Origin of the sequence: Streptomyces sp. VNUA24 (assembly GCF_029167005.1) — a bacterium.
Classification (GTDB): domain Bacteria; phylum Actinomycetota; class Actinomycetes; order Streptomycetales; family Streptomycetaceae; genus Streptomyces; species Streptomyces scabiei.
This window is the reverse complement of record NZ_CP119143.1, coordinates 1,020,758-1,036,874: the sequence shown is the minus strand read 5'-3', so window position 1 is coordinate 1,036,874 and position 16,117 is coordinate 1,020,758. Positions and strand designations below refer to the sequence as shown.

The window sequence follows — 16,117 nt, the reverse complement described above, 5'->3', positions numbered from 1 at the left end:
CGCTGAACGGATCGCCGGGCGGTGGCGGAGGTCAGGAAGTGAACTCCTTCATGATCTCTTCGGCGCTGCCGACCTCACCGAACCAGTCGGCGATCGCACGCAGCGCTCCGTCGTGCAGCTCTTGGGAGTCGGCGCTGCAGCAGTCCTCGACGACCAGGACCCGCAGGTCACGGTCGCTGGCCGCACGCGCCGTCGACTCCACGACCCGCTGCGTCGACATGCCGGTGAGGATGATCGTGTCGACATCCAGCGACTTGAGGATGAGGTCGAGGTCGGTTCCGTAGAACGAGCTGCTACGACGACGAGTCAGCAGGACGTCCCCCTCCTTCGGAGCCAGCTCGTCGATGACGGCGCAGCCCGGCGTACCCTCCACCAGCAGCCCGTGTTCCTTGATCACGGCCGCCAGCCGCGGGATCACGTCGACGTAGTCGGGCCGGTAGCCCACACAGGAGTAGATGACGGGCATGCCCTGTTCCCGTGCCCAGGCGATGAACTTCCCAATCTTGCCGACCAGGCGGTCAGCCTCCTCGGGCCGCTGGTGAAAGCGCGCGATGTCGTTCTGCATGTCACACACCATCACGACTGCGTTACCCATGAATTCGCTCCTTGTCTCCTGCTGGATCGACGTCGGGTCGCGGACGGACGGGGAGGGTGCCAGGAGTGTCGCCACCACGACCGGGCCACGGACGGTCCGGGCCATGCCGGGTCCGACCGGCATACCTCACAGGCCTCGGACGTGGGACGGCACTCGCCGTGGATGGCTGTCCACGGCCGGGTCCGTCCGCGTACCCGGGTTGTCCTCGCGGGCCGGTCCCCGGCGGCGGAGACGTGTCCCCGCGGCCGGAGTGACGCGGTCGGGTGTCCCTTCTGGTCCCCATCCGGCGTCCGCTCCTTGTCGAACCCGACATCTGCGGCTCCCGAAGGCAGGGCGTGTGACCCACCTCATGGAGGTGCGCTCAGGGTAGGGCTGTGACGTCCGTCGGCCCAACCCTGCATTCCGCTCACCGGTACGCGACATGTGTGGCGTCCGGCGCTGTGCGTGGTCGGTCGAGTGGAACGCCGGGGCCGGCAGGGCTGCAGAGGAGCCGCACCGTGGGTGGTACGACGTCGGCCGACGCCCCGACCTCGTCGATGCCCGTGTCCGCCGAGTGCCCCTTCTCCGCCGCCGGCGCCGGTTTCCGCCGACGGCCGGGCATCGCCGTCCGGAACCGGCACCGGCCGTCCCTGCCCGGCCTCGTCCACTCCGGGGCTCCACGGCAGAGCGCCGGCGGTCGGACCACGGGCGCTGTTCCGAGCGTCGGGGCGCCCCTCGCGAACCCCTCGCTCAGGCTCCGTAGACCGGCGCCGGCGCCGGGGCGTCGGCGAGCAACTCGCGTACCGCCGGCCCGACCTCGCCGGGAGCCCAGCGGCGGTCGCGTACCCGCTGAGGGCCGTGCCGCCAGCCGTCGGCGAGGCCGAGCACCCCGCCCTCGGCCTCGAACACCCGGCCGGTCACGTTGCCGGAGTCCGCGGAGGCCAGCCACACCACGAGCGGTGAGATGTTGCCGGGGTGCATGGTGTCGAATCCGGACTCCGGTACCCGCATCCTGTCGGCGAACGCCTCGACGGCCTCCGTCATCGGGGTGCGGGCGGACGGGGCGATCGCGTTCACGGTGACGCCGTAGCGGGCGAGTTCGGCGGCGGCGATCACCGTGAGGGCGGCGATGCCGGCCTTCGCGGCACCGTAGTTCCCCTGGCCGACACTGCCCATCAGCCCGGCGCCCGAGCTGGTGTTGACGATGCGGGCGTCCACCGGATCCCCCTGCTTGCTCCGCTCCCGCCAGTACGCGGCGGCGTGGCGCAGCGGCGCGGCATGCCCCTTGAGGTCGACCTTCAGCACCAGGTCCCACTCCGCCTCGGTCATGGAGACCAGCATCCGGTCGCGGTTGAGCCCCGCGTTGTTGACCAGCGCGTGCAGCGTTCCGTACTCCGCGACCGCCCGGCCGACCAGTCGCTCGGCGTAGTCCCAGTCGCTCACGTCGCCCAGGTCGGCGACAGCCCTCCCGCCGGCGGCGACGATCTCCTCGGCCACGGCCTTCGCGGTCTCGCCCAGGTCGTTCACGACGACCCGCGCGCCCTCGGCGGCCAACGCCAGGGCGTGCTCCCGGCCCAGCCCCTGACCGGCGCCGGTCACGATGACGACCCGGTCACGGCAGATCAGGCCGCCGTTCTCACTCCCGATTCCGTCGGTCACGTTCTCGCTCACAGTCCCGCTCCTTCGCCGATGCCGTCGGTTGCCCCGGCGAGTCCCAGCCGCCGCGCGATGAACTCCCGGTGCTCCGCCGGGCCACCCCAGTCCGCGGCGAGCGCCCAGGCCCGCTTGGCGTACAGGTGGAGGTCGTACTCGGTGGTGTAGCCCATGGCGCCGTGGCACTGGATCGCCGTACGGGCCACCGCACGCGCCGCGTCCGAGGCGAGGACCTTCGCCATCGCCGTCCGCACCGCTGCCCCGGGGTCCCCGGCCGCCTGTGCCCAGCCCGCCGCGAGGACCGCCGGGCGGGCGAACCGGACCGCCAACTCCGCATCCGCGAGGGCGTGTTTGACGGCCTGGAACGAGCCGACCGGAACACCGAACTGGTGGCGCTGCCCCACATAGCCCACCGTCAGGTCGAGCATCCGCCGGCTGAGCCCGACGAGGAGACCGGAGGTCGCCAGCACCCCGCGCCACCGTGCGGCGGCCAGGGCGTCCGCGCCCTCCGCGAGCGGCAGCCCCGAGCCGGCCGGGGCGGTGACCCGGGCGAGCGCACGGGAGCCGTCAACCGAGCCGACCGGTTCGACGCGCACCTCGTCCCGCCGGTACAGCAGCAGCCGGTCCTCGCTCGCCACGGCGATCAGGTCGGCGTGCGCGGCGAAGGGGACCGGGGCGCCGGGTACGAGCGAGACCGTCAGAGTCGCCGAACCCGCGAGCACGTCGGGGAGTGCGCGCGCTCCGGCGGCGGCGAGCAGCGGGGCGCCGACCGCCACCGTCTCCGCCGCGGGCACCGGCAGGCCGCTGCGGCCCAGGGCCTCCATGAGCGGGGGCAGCGCGTTCTCGTCGAGCCCGAGACCGTCCGCGCTCTCCGGTACCAGAACGGCGGTGACGCCGACCCCGGCGAGGGTGCGCCACACCGTGTCGACCTGGTCGGTTCGGCCGCCGGGCCAGCCGGCCCTGATCCGGTCGGGACCGGCCTGCTTGGCCAGCACCTCTCCGGCGGCCTCGGCGAGGGCCGTGTCCTGTTCGGCCACTGCGAAGCGCATGGTGAGCCGTCACCTCCTCGGCAGGCCGAGCAGCCGCTCGGCGACGATGTTGCGCTGGATCTCGTTGGTGCCGGCGTAGATGGGCCCCGCCAGGGAGAACAGGAAACCGCGGCTCCAGGGGCCGTCGACCTCGGCCTCGGGCCCGAGCAGATCGACGGCGGTCTCGTGCAGGGAGATGTCGAGCCGGGACCAGAACAGTTTGTTCAGGCTGGACTCCGCGCCGATCTGCCGTCCCTCGACAATCGACGTGACCTGGTCCAGGGTGAACAACTCGTAGGCCTGCGCCTCGATCCACGACTGCGCCACCCGGTCCCGGTGTGCTCCGGTCCCGCCCGGTGTGGTGCGGGCGAGGTCGAGCAGCCGGTCGGCGGCGTGCAGGAAGCGGCCGGGGGAGCGCAGCGTCAGCCCGCGTTCGGAACCGGTCGTCGCCATGGCCACCCGCCAGCCCTCCCCGACCCCGCCGAGCACATCGGCGTCGGGGACGAACACGTCGTCGAGGAACACCTCCGCGAACCCCTCGTCGCCGTCCAGGCGTTCGAAGCCGCGGACGGTGACACCGGGGGCGTCCAGGGGGACCAGGAAGTAGGTCAGCCCGCGGTGGCGCTCGGCGTCCGGGTCGGTGCGGAAGAGACCGAAGAGGTGGGTGCAGAAGGCGCCGCGGGTGGTCCAGGTCTTCTGGCCGGTCAGACGCCAGCCACCGGACCCCTCGTCACGGACCGCCCGGCTGCGGGTCGCGGCCAGGTCGCTGCCCGCGCCCGGTTCGGACCAGCCCTGCGCCCACAGGTCCTGGGCGGACGCCATCCGCGGCAGGATGCGCCGCTGCTGCTCCTCGGTACCGAACGCGAAGACGGTGGGCGCCAGCAGGAAGATGCCGTTCTGGGTCACCCGGGAGGGAGCCCCGGCCCGGTAGTACTCGTCCTCGAAGATCAGCCACTGCCACAGGGAGGCGTCCCGGCCGCCGTACTCCTCGGGCCAGGAGACCACCGACCAGCGGGCCTCGAACAGGGCGCGCTCCCACTCCAGATGGGCGGCGAAGCCCTCCCGGGTGTCGCCCGACGGCAGCGGCCCGTCCGGCACGTTCGCCGTGAGCCACTGACGGGCCTCGGCCCGGAAGGCCCGCTCCTCGTCGCTCCAGGTGAGGTCCATCGCTCACCCCTCCGCGTCCGTGGCGCGGCCGAAGGCGTCACGGACCTCGGCGGCGACGCCCGACAGGTTGACCTCGAACGTGAAGCCCTGCTCGTAGCGGTAACTGCGCTTCACGTCCCACAGGTCGATGCCGTTGAACGCCTCCTTGGCGGCGCGGATCACCACCGGGTTCTTCCCGGCGATCTGTGCCGCCACCTCCAGGGCCCGCTCCCGTAGCCGGTCGCCGGGCACGACGTCGAGCACGGAGCCGAAGGCGTGCAGTTCGGCTGCGGATGCGGTGGCGCAGGTGTACATCATGGCCCTGGCCTTGTGCTGCGGGACGAGCCGGGACAGGTGGGTGGCGGCCCCCAGCGCGCCGCGGTCCACCTCGGGCAGCCCGAAGTACGCGTCCTCGGCCGCGACGATCACGTCCGAGTTGCCGACCAGGCCGATCCCGCCGCCCACGCAGAAGCCCTGGACCGCGGTGACCACGGGCACCGGGCAGTCGTAGACCGCGGCGAACGCGGCGAAGCAGCCGCGGTTCACGCCGATGATCGTGGTGTGGCCGGTGTCGGCCTGGAGTTCCTTGATGTCCACGCCGGCGTTGAAGCCGCGGCCCTCGGCGCGCAGCAGCACGACCCGTACGTCCGGGTCGCGGCCGAGCCGCTCGACGGTCTCGGCCAGCCGGAACCAGCCCGCAACCGGCAGGGCGTTCACGGGCGGGCAGTCGACGACGACCTCGGCGATGCCGTGTTCGTCGACCGTGGTCCGGATGATGTCAGTGCCCATGGGGACTCCGTGGGGTGTCGGGGCGCCCGGGGAGGGCAGCTGGGATGAGGGCTGGAGGGGGGACGGGACGGTCGGGTGGCTGCGAGGTCGCCGGGTCCGCCGCGGTGAGTGGGAGGCCGGAGTGGCCGGGAAGGAGAGAGGCTCTGGGGGGCTGGGAGGCGAGAGGGGCCGGGCCGGGAACGTATGGGCGGCCCGAGTGCTTGGGCGTCCTGGATGGTCGGGGCGGACGGCCGGGGACAAGGGCGGGCCGGGGCGGTGGCCGGAGGCAGGTCGGCGCGCCGTCATTCCCGAGCCCCCGGCGCGGTCAGGCGCCTCAGTACGGCGTCGGCCTCCGCGACGATTCCCTCGATGAGCTCCTTGCAGCTGGGCAGGTCCTCGATCACGCCCGCGATCTGGCCGGAGGCGAGTGTGCCGAGGTCGGTCCGGCCGTCGACCATGCTGGCCCGCAGCATCATCGGCGTGTTCGCCGCCATCAGGACCTGGGACCACCCCAGGTCGTGGCCGCGGCGCATGGCCAGGCCCTCGCGGACCATGTCGGACCATGACGTGCCGGACGTCCTGCGGAAGGCGACGGCGTGGCGCAGGGAACGGACGAGACGGGCCGGCGCCCGTTCCTTGAGGAGCCGTTCCACCGGGTCGGTGCGCAGCACCCGCTGGGGTATGCCGTCGAGAACCGGAGTGACGACGGTGTCGGTGACCCCGCGTCGGAGGTACTCGGCCTTGACCGAGTCGCGTACCGTGCTGTCGCTGGTCAGCAGGAAGCGGGTGCCCATCGCGATACCGACGGCGCCCTGTGCGAGCGCGGCCACCAGACCGCGGCCGTCACGGAAGCCGCCCGCCGCGATGACCGGGATGTCGACGGCGTCCACGACCTGCGGGACCAGGATCGAGGTGGGCACGCCACCGGTGTGCCCACCCCCCTCCGCGCCCTGGACGACCACCGCGTCCACCCCCCACGCCTGCACCTTCTCGGCGTGGCGGCGGGCGCCGATGGACGGGATGACCACCAGCCCGGAGTCCTTCAGTGTGCGGATGACGCGTTCATTGGGGGCGAGCGCGAAGGACGCGATCCGCACGCCCTCGCGCACCAGCAGGTCCCCGCGCTCCAGCACGTCCGACGCGTCGCCGCGCATGTTCACGCCGAACGGGGCGTCGGTGCGTTCACGTACGGCGCGGATCGCGTCCCGTGTCTGTTCCAGGGTCAGCGTCGCGCTCGCCAGGATGCCGAGTCCGCCGGCCGCCGCGGTCGCGGCGGTGAGCTCGGGACCCGAGACGTACCCCATCCCGGTCTGCACGATCGGGTAGCGGACGCCGACCAGCTCGCACAGCCGGGTGCGCAGGACGGGGTGAACGGGATCGACGGGGGCGGCCATGCCGGTTCTCCTTCTCGCTCCGCTCGCCCGGACCGGGGCGGTGCCCGGCCGGCCGGGGGAATCCTGGGGCCTGTGCCAGCAACGTCCCTCGGTACGCAGGGAGTTCGCGCTTCACCGGACCGTCGGGCCCGGTATCGGAAGACTCCCACCTCGGGATCGTAACGAGGTGCACTCTACCAAGCGCTTGATTGGTTGCGTAGATCCTTCGCGCAGGTCGGGCGTCGAGGCGGGGCGGGACGAGCACCGGCTCGGAGTCTCCGCTCGCCGACGCGGACGGGTGCTCGGGTTCTCGTCGGTGACGAGGACGCCGCGGTACTTCACCGAACTCGCCCGCCCGGCCGACCGCCCGCTGTCACGGGCACCGGCTCCCTCGCGCCGGCCCCTACGGCCACAGTGTCCCGGGGCGCGGGGTGCGCGACCGGTCGACGCAGCCGCAACCCCGCTGGGCGGACGACGGGTGGCGAGCCGGCGGCCCGGTCATCCGGTCCGCCCGAAACGAACCCGCCCGCCGGTGAGTACGGCCTCCCCCTCCCGGGCCACCTCGAAGGCGGCTCCTTCCCCCTCGGTGTCCCGCCAGGCGGTGACATCGAGGGTGTCCCCGGGGAGGACGGGCGCGGCGAACCGGCCGTCCACCTCCGCCAGATCGGCGGGGTGGGCGCCGAGAACGTCGGCGAGCCGCAGGACGGTGCCCGCCAGGGTGCACAGCCCGTGCAGGATCGGACGCGGCTGTCCGACGGCGGCCGCGGCGACCGGGTCGACGTGGATCAGGTGCCGGTCGCCGGTGAGACGGTACAGCGCCGCCTGTGCCGGGAAGGTGTGCTGCCGCGTGCGGTGGCTGGGGTCGCCCTGGGGCGCGGGTGGCCGGCCCGGACCCCGTTCGCCGTCGAACCCGCCCCGGCCCGGGGCGAAGATCGACCAGACCGCGTGGAAGTACACGCTGTCCACCGTCACCTCGAAGACGGCCGCACCGCCTTTGTCCCACACGTCGGTCACGGCGGCCGAGCACGTGACCTCCCCGGACGGGGGCAACTCCTTGTGGACCGTCAGCCGTTGCGCCCCGTGCAGCGCGGTGCCGTCGCCGAACGCCCCTCGTCCGGCCAGGACGTCGGGGGCCCACTGGGCCAGGGAGAGCGCGAAGGTGGGCAGCACCCGCAGCCCGCGCTCGAACACCAGGTCAAGATCCTCGACGGGACGGGCGCCCACGGCGAGCGCGTAGAGGATCGCGTCCCGCTCGTCGTAGGAGACCGTCCTGGTACCGAGATCACGGCCACGCCACCTGCCGGCCGATCCGGGTTCTCCCCGGTCCGTCGCATCACCCGTCCGGTTATCCATGGCATGGCCCATTTCGTTGTCCAATCAAGCGCTCGCTTGGTCAGGCGGAGGGTAGGGAACAGGTCCGGAGCAGTCAACGGCGCTGGTGGCTCGGCCCGTTTCGCCCCGTCCGGCTCCCGCTCAGTGAGAGTGGGCCGATGCCCGGCCGGGGCGGGCGCGGTAGGCAGGGGACGCGGAGCGAAGGGAGCCGGACATGTGGGTGGTTCGGGAGCGTCGGGCCTCACGGCGACCGGTCGAGCGCCTTGCCGCGGTCGGGACCGGCCGCGGGGGCGCAGGTGCCCCGCACGGGGCGGGAGACGGGCCCCGGGCGGCCGGTGCCCCGGGGCGGCCGGTATGACCGCGCGGCCGTGCCGTGAGGCCGACGTGCGTGAGTGGGACGGCGAGGCGGACGTCGTGGTCGTCGGATACGGCGTGGCGGGTGCCGCCGCCGCGATCGGCGCCGCCGTGGAGGGCGCCGACGTGCTGGTCCTCGAACACACCGGAGGCTGGGGTGGCGCCGCCGCGCTCGCGGGCGGGTTCGTCTACCTGGGCGGTGGCACCGGCGTGCAGAAGGCCTGCGGCTTCCACGACACACCGGAGGCCATGCATCGCTTCCTGACCGCAGCCATGGGACCGGCGGCCGACGCCGCCAAGATCGAGGTCTACAGCGAGCGCAGCGTCGAGCACTTCGACTGGCTGGTGCGCTGCGGAGTGCCCTTCCGCGCGGCTTTCTACGACCGTCCGGCCTGGGAACCCCCGGGCGACGAGGGCCTGATGTACTCCGGTGGCGAGAACGCACACCCGTTTGCCGCGATCGCCCCGCCCGCTCCCCGCGGGCACCTGCCGCGCATGGCGGACAAGCGCACCGGCGAACGGGGCGCCGGATATCAGCTCATGCTGCATCTCGCCACCACCGCCGAGCAGACGGGCGCCCGAGCGCGTTACGGCACCCGCTTCCTGCGGCTCGTCGTGACCGACGACGGCCGCGTGTGCGGAGTGGTCGCGCGCAGCCTCGGCGAGGACGTGGCGATCCGGGCACGCCGCGGTGTCGTCCTCGCGGCCGGGAGCTTCACCTTCAACGCGGACATGGTCGCCCGGCACGTCCCGGCGCTCGGCGGACGCCCCGGCTCGGCGGTCGAGCAGCACGACGGCCGGGCGATCCGGGCCGCGCAGGCCGTCGGTGCGGACATCGCTCACCTGTGGGCCTGCGAGGCAGCCGTGCACGCCGACCCCGGTCTGATGATCCGGGGCGTCGTCGTCAACGGCCGCGGCGAACGTGTCATCAACGAGGACACCTACCCCGGCCGCATCGGCCAGGAACTGCTCCTCCACCACGGCAGCCAGAGCTTCGTGGTCGCCGACGAGGAGGCCGCCGACGCCGCCGCGGCAGACCGCGCCGGCACGTCGATGCCGGCGCCGCCGCCGACCTGGGTCTCCGAGGACATCGCCGAGCTGGAGCAGGCCATGGACGTGCCGGCCGGAGCACTCGCGGCCACGCTCGGCCTCTACAACCGGCACGCCGCCGAGGGCCATGACCCGGTCCACCACAAGGCCGCCCCGTGGGTACGTCCGCTGCGCCCGCCGTACGGGGTCTACGACCTGCGCGGCCAGACCTCCGGATTCACCCTGGGGGGCCTGCGCACCGACGTCGACGGTGCCGTCCTCGACATCGACGGCGAGGCGATCGACGGACTGTACGCGGCGGGGCGTACGACCGCCGGGATCGCCGCGGGCGGATACGCGAGCGGGATCTCCCTCGGCGACGGCAGCTTCTTCGGCCGCCGTGCCGGACGCGCGGCGGCACACGGGTGAGGCGAAGGCGCGGGACGAGCAGGAGACGGCGCGACCGCGCACGGGGGAGACGGCGGGGCGGTCGCCCGGCCCGCCGTACACACAGGCCAGGCAACCGGAAAGGGAGAGGCCATGCCCAGCTCAGTCGAGGTGTTCGGCGGCGGAACCGCCGTGATCACGGGGGCGGGCGCCGGCGTCGGAGCGGGGCTCGCCCGTCATGCCGCGCTCGCCCTCGGGATGAACGTCGTCCTCGCGGACGTCGACGAGGCCGCGCTGGAGCACACCTGCTCCGGCATCACGCGCGACGGGGGGCGGGCGACCGCGGCCCTCGTGGACGTGCGGGACGCGACCGCCGTACAGGCGCTGGCCGACTGCGTGGTCAAGGAGTCAGGACCGGTGCGCCTGCTGGTCAACAACGCGGGCATCCTGCAGTTCGGCTATCTCTGGGACACCCCGGTGGCCAACTTCGAACGCCTGGTGTCGGTCAACATCAGCGGCGTGTTCCACGGGATACGGGCCTTCATGCCATATCTGCTGGCCCAGTCCGAACCGGCCTGCGTGCTCAACATGGCGTCCGTCGGCGCCGTGACCGCGTGGCCGCTGCAGACCCCGTACATCATGAGCAAGCACGCCGTCCTGGCCATGACCGAGTGTCTCCACCAGGAGGTCGGCCTGGCCGGGGCCGGGCACATCCAGGTGGGCGCGGTGCTGCCCGGGGCCGTGACCTCACGCATCTTCGACCGGGCGGGCGGGGTCGACAGCGGTGACCTGGCCGCGGCCGAGAAGGAGCGCGAGGCCATGTTCCGGGTCCGGGAACGGGCCATCGGCGCCGAGGAGGCCGCCGCGACCGTCCTGCAACAGGCCGCCGACGGCGAGTTCTACATCGTCACCCAGCCCGAGTCGGTGCTGGCCGCCATGCGCGACCGCGCCGACCAGCTGACCGCGCGCCGCCCGCCGGCGCCCGCGCGCAGCCGCTTCACCCCGCCGCCGTCCCAGTGAACCCGGCCGCCGTCCCACCCGAACCCGGCTACGACACCGAGGAGTTGAGCCAGACATGGCGACGAAGAACCCCGCACCCGAGCGGACACCGTCGGCGACGGTACCCCTGCCGAGCACGAGCCTGGGGCACCTCGCCCTCCACTTCCGCCCGGGGGAACGGGCGCTCGCGACCCGGTTCTTCGAACTGCTCGGGGCCAGGGTCCAGGAGTTCCCCAACCAGTTCTCCGACGAGCCGCTGTACGTCATCGCGATGGACCGGGACACCCCCGCCCGCGCCGACAACATCGTCTACCTCTTCGCGCTGAAGCCCGCACAGCTCGAACTCGAAGCCGTCATCGCCCGGCAGCTGGGCGCCGGCACCGACGACGAGCACCCCGCGCTCACGGCGTTCCTCGAACAGCGGGCCCAGTGGCCGGAGTCGTACCTGCACTTCGGTCTCCACTACGGCCGGCTGGAGGACCTGGAGGCCGCGGTGACCGGGCTGCGGGAGGAGATCGCGGCGAACCCGGAGTTCGCCGCCCGCGTTCAGGGCCTGCAGGTCCTCAAGGCCCGCGGCGAGGACGGCGACCGGGAGATCGACGAGCGCATGGCGGCCTCGGAGGTGTTCTCCCGGACCGAGGAGTACGCCTACGGGCGGCACGGCGCCCAGGTCCACATCCGCACCGACCTCTTCGCGACCGGGCTCAGCCTGTTCGGCTCGGTGGTGGAGCTGGACTTCGTCTTCACCGGCCCGGGACGCGAACGCAACGCGTTCAACTCGCCCATTTCCTGATGAGGCACTTGGTGGTGAGGAGTTGTATGGGGTCCTGCCGGATCCAGATCCGCAGGGCCTCCTCGCGGATGGCCCTGGACCGCGCGTCCACAGGGTCCCTCGGGGTCACAGGCCGATGGTGGTCGCAAGGCCGGCGGTGTGGGTGCGCAGGAAGTCCTCGTGGTCGCTGACGGTATCCGGGCCGTGGTGGCCGAAGACGTCGAACAGGACGGCGCCGATGACGGCCGACCACAGGCCGTAGACGCGGGCGATGTTCTCTGAGGGCATGTGGAGGCCGTATCGGTGTCGCAGGCGTTCCATGTCGGCGCGGAGGGTTGGGCTGAGTGCCGTGTCGATCTTCTTGAGGTGTCCTGTGCGCCAGGCGTCTTCGGCGATGCCGGTCAGGGCGAGGGCGAAGCGTGTGCCGGGTTCGACGGTCCGGTGGCCGGGGGCGGCGTAGCCGGGTACGGGTGTGCCGTAGAGCAGAGCGAAGCGGGAGGGCTCGTGGGAGGCCCAGGCGCGGAAGGCGAGTACTGCCACTTCGAGCCGTTCGCGGTGGGTACGGTGTGCGGCGGCTGCGAGGGCGGCGTCCACGTCGTCGGCGAGTTCGTCGTAGGCGTCGACGATGAGCAGGGTGATGAGTGCTTCGCGGTCGCGGACGTAGCGGTAGAGCGCGGACGGTACGACGCCGATGTCACGGGCGACGGCGCGTAGTGACAGGTCGGCCGGGAGCACCGTCTTCAGGTGCTGCCGGCCGATGTGCACGATCTGGGCCATCATCTGCTCACGCGCTGCTTGCCGCGATGTCACCTGGTGCTCACTTCGTAGGGGGGTGCTTGGGCGGGGGTGCGGGGTGCCGTCGGCCGAGGGTTTCGCTGTCGGTCCGTGTGGCGGGGAGGGGCTGGTGTGACTGCTTTCCAGGTCATTGTCGGTCAGCGCGGCGCCGGTGCAGGAGGTGGGCGGCGCTGTAGGCGAGGGCTGCGAGGACGATGCCGACTGCGAATGCGGGGTGCATGTCCTTGGTGAGGCTGGGTGCGCGGTCCGGTAGTGCGCCCCACAGGGCGAGCGGGATGGCGTAGGCGGCGCCGAGCAGGGCCGCCCAGGGCCGGAGGGCTCGTAACCGCGGGTCGCGCAGGGTGAGGTGGACGACGATGATCACCGGGATCACCGCGAGCATGGCGAAGCCGCCCACGATCATGATGGGGATGAGCAGCGCGGAGACGAGGACGGATTTTCGCATCGGCGTGGAGTTGCCTTGGGGAGTGCGCTCTTCGCGGGGAAGCGGCTGGTCGTTCATGATCTCTCCCTTGGTCGGCACGTACGCGGGGTGGTGCGGGCTCACACGGCGGTCGACGGCGCGGCCTCGCGCCTCAGGACGCGCCACGACTGCCATCCGCTGCAGGCGATGTACGCGAAGATCGTGGACAGTGCGACCCAGGGGTCGCTGATCGCGGACTGCGCACCCTCGGTGGTGTGGGTGATGGACAGGGCGAGCACCGATGCCGCGATCTTGTGGAACATGATCAGTTCCCACACGGCCGGAGCCTGACGCGGTCGGAACGCGAGCAGGGCCCACATGGCGCTGAACACGAAATAGCCGAAGGTGCGCCATCCCTCCACCATCATGCGGTCGTCGCCGGCGTCGGCCATCAGGAAGAACCCATTCACGAACACGGCGAAGGTGAGCGCGGCGTTGAAGGCCATCAGGCCGCGACCGATGCGGTCCCAGCGACGGGAGGGGGAGCGGTGGATCCAGGAAGAGGATGCCGTGGTCATGGCGGAGGTCCTTTCGGGTGATTTTCGAGAACACTGTTCTCTCTTGCGGGTAAGCCTGCCCCGCGCGCCGACCCATGTCAAGAACACCGTTCTCGCTTTTTCGGATGCCCGCGGCCTCGGGTGTCGACTGCGGAATCGCCTCGTCGGTTGTGGCGGGCGGACCGGTCGAGGGGCCGCCGGGCAGCTACGGCCGCGGTGTTGTCGATAGGGCCGGGCGCGACCTCCAGGTCCGTCGCCTCGCACACCTGTCGCGCCGGGAGCGGGGCCTCGGCCGTAGGCGGGGACGGGAGCTGGCGGTGCGTGCGGGACGGGCTCGGGCGGCTCCAGCCGTGTTCTGCGGGTGATCGGGATCTCTGCGACGGCCCGGTGAGACTTCTTGAGCCGCGCGGCAAGCTCCGCGAACCGCTCCTCGGCGGCCTCGGCCCGCGCGGCGAACTCCTGTTCCCGCTCTTCCTGCTCCGTCAGCACCGCGCCGAGGGTGAGCTGATCGCGGGTCGTGCGGTTCGCGAGTGCCCAGGCACCGGAGCGCGGGCGGGGCTCCCGGGACGCGCACCGGACGTGCGGACGCGGTTCGACGTCACGGTTCCGCGACCGCGGCGGCAGTGCCCTAGGTGAATCAACCAAGTACGTCCAGTACGAGGGTGATCCGGCCGCACGCCGAGGCACCGCACCGCACGCCGCGGGGCCGCCCTTCGGGCGACGACGGGGAACTCAATACAGGCCCTAGAAGGGGCCCATGGTCAGACGCGTCCAGACGCCCGCCTCGCCCAGGTCCGCCGCCCGTCGGCCGAGTTCGTCGGCCCAGTCACGCTCGCCGGCCACGGCGTCGCGCCAGGCCCACAGCCTGCGGGTGAGGTGGTGCAGCGGGTACTCCTGGGTGATGCCCATGGCGCCGTGCAACTGGTGTGCCGTGCGGGCGACTTCGGTCGCCGTGCGCGCGGTGGTGAGGCGCGCCACGGCGACGGCGTCCGCAACCCGCGGCCCGGTACCGGCCGCGTTCGGGCCGCCCGCCGTCATCGCCTCCCGGGCGAGGGCGAGCGCGGCGTCCGCCTGCAGCAGGTGCACCTTCATCTGCGCCAGCCCGGACGACACCGCCGGCAGACGTGTCAAGGGGGCGCCGAACTGCCGGCGTTCGCACACGTACGTCTTCGTCAGCAGGTACGCGCCGTGCGCGGCCCCGGCCACCGCGGTGGACCACAGCAGGGCCAGCCGCGCGCGGACCGCCTCGTAACCGGGCCCGGCGGCGACCGGCAGGGCGGGCGTGCCGTCCAGCAGTACGGTGTCCCGCGGTTCCCCGGCCAGGTTCTCAACCGGAACGACGCTCACCGACGCGTGCCGCAGGTCGACGACCAGGGCCTCCAACCCGGGCTGGCACACCACCAGGAGCGCCGCGTCGCGCGCCCAAGGGACCAGCGGTATCTCGCCGGTGAGCGTCCCGCCGCCCATGTCGTCCCAGGCCGTCGGCGGCCCGTCCGACAGCACCAGGGTGGCGGGGGAGTCGTCCAGCGGCCGTTCGTGGCTGATCACCCAGTCCGCGACCGAGGACTCGACCACCGGCACGCCGACTCCGCGGGCGGCCAGCGCCGCGACGACCACCAGCAGGTCCTCCAGGACGCCGCCCGAGCCCTCGCGTTCCTCGGGTACGCCGATCCGGGGCAGCCCCAGACCACTCAGGCTCTCCCATGCCTCCCGCACCCCGTCGGGCCCCGCCGCCGACGTGCCGTCGGGGACGACGGACGCCACCAGCTCCCGCAACTCCTCCGCGTACTCGCTCATGCACGTGTCTCCTGACGGGCCACGAGGGACAGCAGGACCTCGGCCGCGCCGCCGCGCAGCCCGAAGCCGGGGGAGGCGAGCAGAGCCTGGCCGAACACGCCGTCGGGGGAGGGCTCATGGCACAGACCGGTGCGGCGCAGCGCCTCGACGACGTCGACCTCGAAGGCGTTCCCGAGGTACTTCAGCGCGGCGGCCTCCTGCACGGGCGCCTGACCGGCGTCCAGCCGTTCGGCCACGTCGCGGCACAGCCGCCGCAGCACGGCGAGGCGTGCGACCAACGACCCGAGAAGAGACCGGAGTTCGGCGTCGTCCCGCTCCTCGGCGGCGTGCGCCACCAGTTCGGCCAGTACCGGGTAGGTGGACAGGACGCGCTCGGCGCCGCCGCGCTCGAACGACAACTGCTCGACGACCTGCCGCCAGCCGTCGCCGACCGTCCCGATCACCCGGCGCGCGGGCACGAACACCTCTTCGAAGCGCACCTCGTTGAAGTGGTGTTCACCGGCCAGGTCCGGGATCGGTGTCGTGGAAACCCCGTCGGCGTCCATGTCGAGGACGAACTCGGTCAGCCCCTCGTGCTTGCGTTCCGTCCGCGCCGTGCGCGCCAGGACGTAGGCGTGGGTCGCCCGGTGGGCGTGGCTGGTCCAGATCTTGTGTCCGGAGACCAGCCATCCACCCTCGACCGGGGTCGCGGACGTGCGTACGGCGGCCAGGTCGGAGCCCGCCTCGGGTTCGCTCATGCCCAGACAGAACACGGCCTCGGCGGCGGCGATCCGGGGCAGGATCTCCGCACGCAGCGCGGGGCTGCCGTGCCTCAGGATCGCCGGGCCGATCTGCCGGTCGCCGATCCAGTGGGCCGCGACCGGCGCCCCCGCCCGCAGCAGCTCCTCGGTGACGGCCAGCCGCTCCACGTTGCTGCGGCCCGCGCCGCCGTACTCCTTCGGGTATGTCATGGCGATCAGCCCGTCCGCGGCGAGCGCCTTGCTGAACTCCAGGTCGAACGAGCGCAGCCAGGAGTCGCTGCGGGGCACGTACCGGCCGGCCGCACGCCAGGACGCGGTCAGTTCCCTGACCCGGGCGCGGAGTTCGGCGCCGGCGTCGAGGGGCGGCGGTGGGCTCATGAGGGACCTCTCTGGGGGTTCGGCGAAAGCAT

16 protein-coding genes are annotated in these 16,117 nt (G+C 72.6%); 3 read left to right on the top strand and 13 right to left on the bottom strand.

The genetic code is table 11. The annotated features are described in order from the left end of the window. Window positions 1–31 precede the first annotated feature (31 nt). The 7 genes from PYR72_RS04060 to PYR72_RS04030 form a co-directional block, all read right to left on the bottom strand. Window positions 32–595 (bottom strand): cysteine hydrolase, encoded by a 564-nt coding sequence (locus tag PYR72_RS04060; RefSeq protein ID WP_275453918.1) that lies wholly within the window; start codon window positions 593–595, stop codon window positions 32–34. Window positions 596–1,324: 729 nt separating this feature from the next. Next, complete coding sequence (locus PYR72_RS04055; protein WP_275453917.1) at window positions 1,325–2,245, bottom strand: SDR family oxidoreductase; 921 nt, start codon at window positions 2,243–2,245, stop codon at window positions 1,325–1,327. Further along, window positions 2,242–3,276 (bottom strand): acyl-CoA dehydrogenase family protein, encoded by a 1,035-nt coding sequence (locus tag PYR72_RS04050; protein WP_275453916.1) that lies wholly within the window; start codon window positions 3,274–3,276, stop codon window positions 2,242–2,244. The genes PYR72_RS04055 and PYR72_RS04050 overlap by 4 nt, the downstream gene beginning before the upstream one ends. A 9-nt stretch (window positions 3,277–3,285) precedes the next feature. Further along, on the bottom strand, window positions 3,286–4,422 hold the full coding sequence (locus PYR72_RS04045) for an acyl-CoA dehydrogenase family protein (protein ID WP_275453915.1): 1,137 nt from the start codon (window positions 4,420–4,422) through the stop codon (window positions 3,286–3,288). A gap of 3 nt (window positions 4,423–4,425) precedes the next feature. Next, window positions 4,426–5,190 carry an enoyl-CoA hydratase family protein gene (locus PYR72_RS04040; protein ID WP_275453914.1) on the bottom strand — a complete coding sequence of 255 codons (765 nt, stop codon included), beginning with the start codon at window positions 5,188–5,190 and terminating at the stop codon, window positions 4,426–4,428. 281 nt (window positions 5,191–5,471) lie between these two features. After that, window positions 5,472–6,563 carry a nitronate monooxygenase gene (locus tag PYR72_RS04035; protein WP_275453913.1) on the bottom strand — a complete coding sequence of 364 codons (1,092 nt, stop codon included), beginning with the start codon at window positions 6,561–6,563 and terminating at the stop codon, window positions 5,472–5,474. A gap of 477 nt (window positions 6,564–7,040) precedes the next feature. Continuing rightward, window positions 7,041–7,895, bottom strand: a complete 855-nt coding sequence (locus PYR72_RS04030) for a MaoC/PaaZ C-terminal domain-containing protein (RefSeq protein WP_275453912.1) — start codon at window positions 7,893–7,895, stop codon at window positions 7,041–7,043. A gap of 333 nt (window positions 7,896–8,228) precedes the next feature. Between PYR72_RS04030 and PYR72_RS04025 the strand changes: the two genes are divergently transcribed. From PYR72_RS04025 to PYR72_RS04015, 3 genes are all read left to right on the top strand, one after another. Continuing rightward, window positions 8,229–9,686 (top strand): FAD-dependent oxidoreductase, encoded by a 1,458-nt coding sequence (locus tag PYR72_RS04025; RefSeq protein ID WP_275453911.1) that lies wholly within the window; start codon window positions 8,229–8,231, stop codon window positions 9,684–9,686. 111 nt (window positions 9,687–9,797) lie between these two features. Beyond that, window positions 9,798–10,664, top strand: coding sequence for an SDR family NAD(P)-dependent oxidoreductase (locus tag PYR72_RS04020; RefSeq protein WP_275453910.1), 867 nt, complete (start codon window positions 9,798–9,800; stop codon window positions 10,662–10,664). 55 nt (window positions 10,665–10,719) lie between these two features. Beyond that, window positions 10,720–11,436 carry a hypothetical protein gene (locus PYR72_RS04015; RefSeq protein WP_275453909.1) on the top strand — a complete coding sequence of 239 codons (717 nt, stop codon included), beginning with the start codon at window positions 10,720–10,722 and terminating at the stop codon, window positions 11,434–11,436. Here the strand turns inward: PYR72_RS04015 and PYR72_RS04010 are convergent. The 6 genes from PYR72_RS04010 to PYR72_RS03985 all read right to left on the bottom strand — a co-directional run bounded on the left by PYR72_RS04010 (window position 11,417) and on the right by PYR72_RS03985 (window position 16,085). Then, window positions 11,417–11,545 carry a hypothetical protein gene (locus PYR72_RS04010; protein WP_275453908.1) on the bottom strand — a complete coding sequence of 43 codons (129 nt, stop codon included), beginning with the start codon at window positions 11,543–11,545 and terminating at the stop codon, window positions 11,417–11,419. The two genes, PYR72_RS04015 and PYR72_RS04010, sit on opposite strands and share 20 nt — an antisense overlap. Beyond that, window positions 11,542–12,195: a TetR-like C-terminal domain-containing protein gene (locus tag PYR72_RS04005; RefSeq protein WP_275453907.1), complete on the bottom strand. Its 654-nt coding sequence runs from the start codon at window positions 12,193–12,195 to the stop codon at window positions 11,542–11,544. Before PYR72_RS04005 ends, PYR72_RS04010 begins: the two co-directional genes overlap by 4 nt. Window positions 12,196–12,337: 142 nt before the next feature. Then, complete coding sequence (locus PYR72_RS04000) at window positions 12,338–12,712, bottom strand: hypothetical protein (RefSeq protein WP_275453906.1); 375 nt, start codon at window positions 12,710–12,712, stop codon at window positions 12,338–12,340. Window positions 12,713–12,753: 41 nt separating this feature from the next. Continuing rightward, the gene (locus tag PYR72_RS03995; protein WP_275453905.1) at window positions 12,754–13,191 is read right to left on the bottom strand and encodes a hypothetical protein; all 438 of its coding nucleotides are present in this window, start codon (window positions 13,189–13,191) and stop codon (window positions 12,754–12,756) included. 723 nt (window positions 13,192–13,914) lie between these two features. Further along, window positions 13,915–14,967, bottom strand: a complete 1,053-nt coding sequence (locus PYR72_RS03990; protein WP_275453904.1) for an acyl-CoA dehydrogenase family protein — start codon at window positions 14,965–14,967, stop codon at window positions 13,915–13,917. Continuing rightward, the gene (locus tag PYR72_RS03985) at window positions 14,964–16,085 is read right to left on the bottom strand and encodes an acyl-CoA dehydrogenase family protein (protein WP_275453903.1); all 1,122 of its coding nucleotides are present in this window, start codon (window positions 16,083–16,085) and stop codon (window positions 14,964–14,966) included. Before PYR72_RS03985 ends, PYR72_RS03990 begins: the two co-directional genes overlap by 4 nt. Window positions 16,086–16,117 lie beyond the last annotated feature (32 nt).

Bases quoted from the DNA above. Each gene is read 5' to 3' on its own strand.
- PYR72_RS04060 (WP_275453918.1), bottom strand. From the start codon at position 595: ATGGGTAACGCAGTCGTGATGGTGTGTGACATGCAGAACGACATCGCG.
- PYR72_RS04050 (WP_275453916.1), bottom strand. From the start codon at position 3,276: ATGCGCTTCGCAGTGGCCGAACAGGACACGGCCCTCGCCGAGGCCGCC.
- PYR72_RS04045 (WP_275453915.1), bottom strand. From the start codon at position 4,422: ATGGACCTCACCTGGAGCGACGAGGAGCGGGCCTTCCGGGCCGAGGCC.
- PYR72_RS04040 (WP_275453914.1), bottom strand. From the start codon at position 5,190: ATGGGCACTGACATCATCCGGACCACGGTCGACGAACACGGCATCGCC.
- PYR72_RS04035 (WP_275453913.1), bottom strand. From the start codon at position 6,563: ATGGCCGCCCCCGTCGATCCCGTTCACCCCGTCCTGCGCACCCGGCTG.
- PYR72_RS04030 (WP_275453912.1), bottom strand. From the start codon at position 7,895: ATGGATAACCGGACGGGTGATGCGACGGACCGGGGAGAACCCGGATCG.
- PYR72_RS04025 (WP_275453911.1), top strand. From the start codon at position 8,229: ATGACCGCGCGGCCGTGCCGTGAGGCCGACGTGCGTGAGTGGGACGGC.
- PYR72_RS04020 (WP_275453910.1), top strand. From the start codon at position 9,798: ATGCCCAGCTCAGTCGAGGTGTTCGGCGGCGGAACCGCCGTGATCACG.
- PYR72_RS04015 (WP_275453909.1), top strand. From the start codon at position 10,720: ATGGCGACGAAGAACCCCGCACCCGAGCGGACACCGTCGGCGACGGTA.
- PYR72_RS04005 (WP_275453907.1), bottom strand. From the start codon at position 12,195: ATGATGGCCCAGATCGTGCACATCGGCCGGCAGCACCTGAAGACGGTG.
- PYR72_RS04000 (WP_275453906.1), bottom strand. From the start codon at position 12,712: ATGAACGACCAGCCGCTTCCCCGCGAAGAGCGCACTCCCCAAGGCAAC.
- PYR72_RS03995 (WP_275453905.1), bottom strand. From the start codon at position 13,191: ATGACCACGGCATCCTCTTCCTGGATCCACCGCTCCCCCTCCCGTCGC.
- PYR72_RS03990 (WP_275453904.1), bottom strand. From the start codon at position 14,967: ATGAGCGAGTACGCGGAGGAGTTGCGGGAGCTGGTGGCGTCCGTCGTC.
- PYR72_RS03985 (WP_275453903.1), bottom strand. From the start codon at position 16,085: ATGAGCCCACCGCCGCCCCTCGACGCCGGCGCCGAACTCCGCGCCCGG.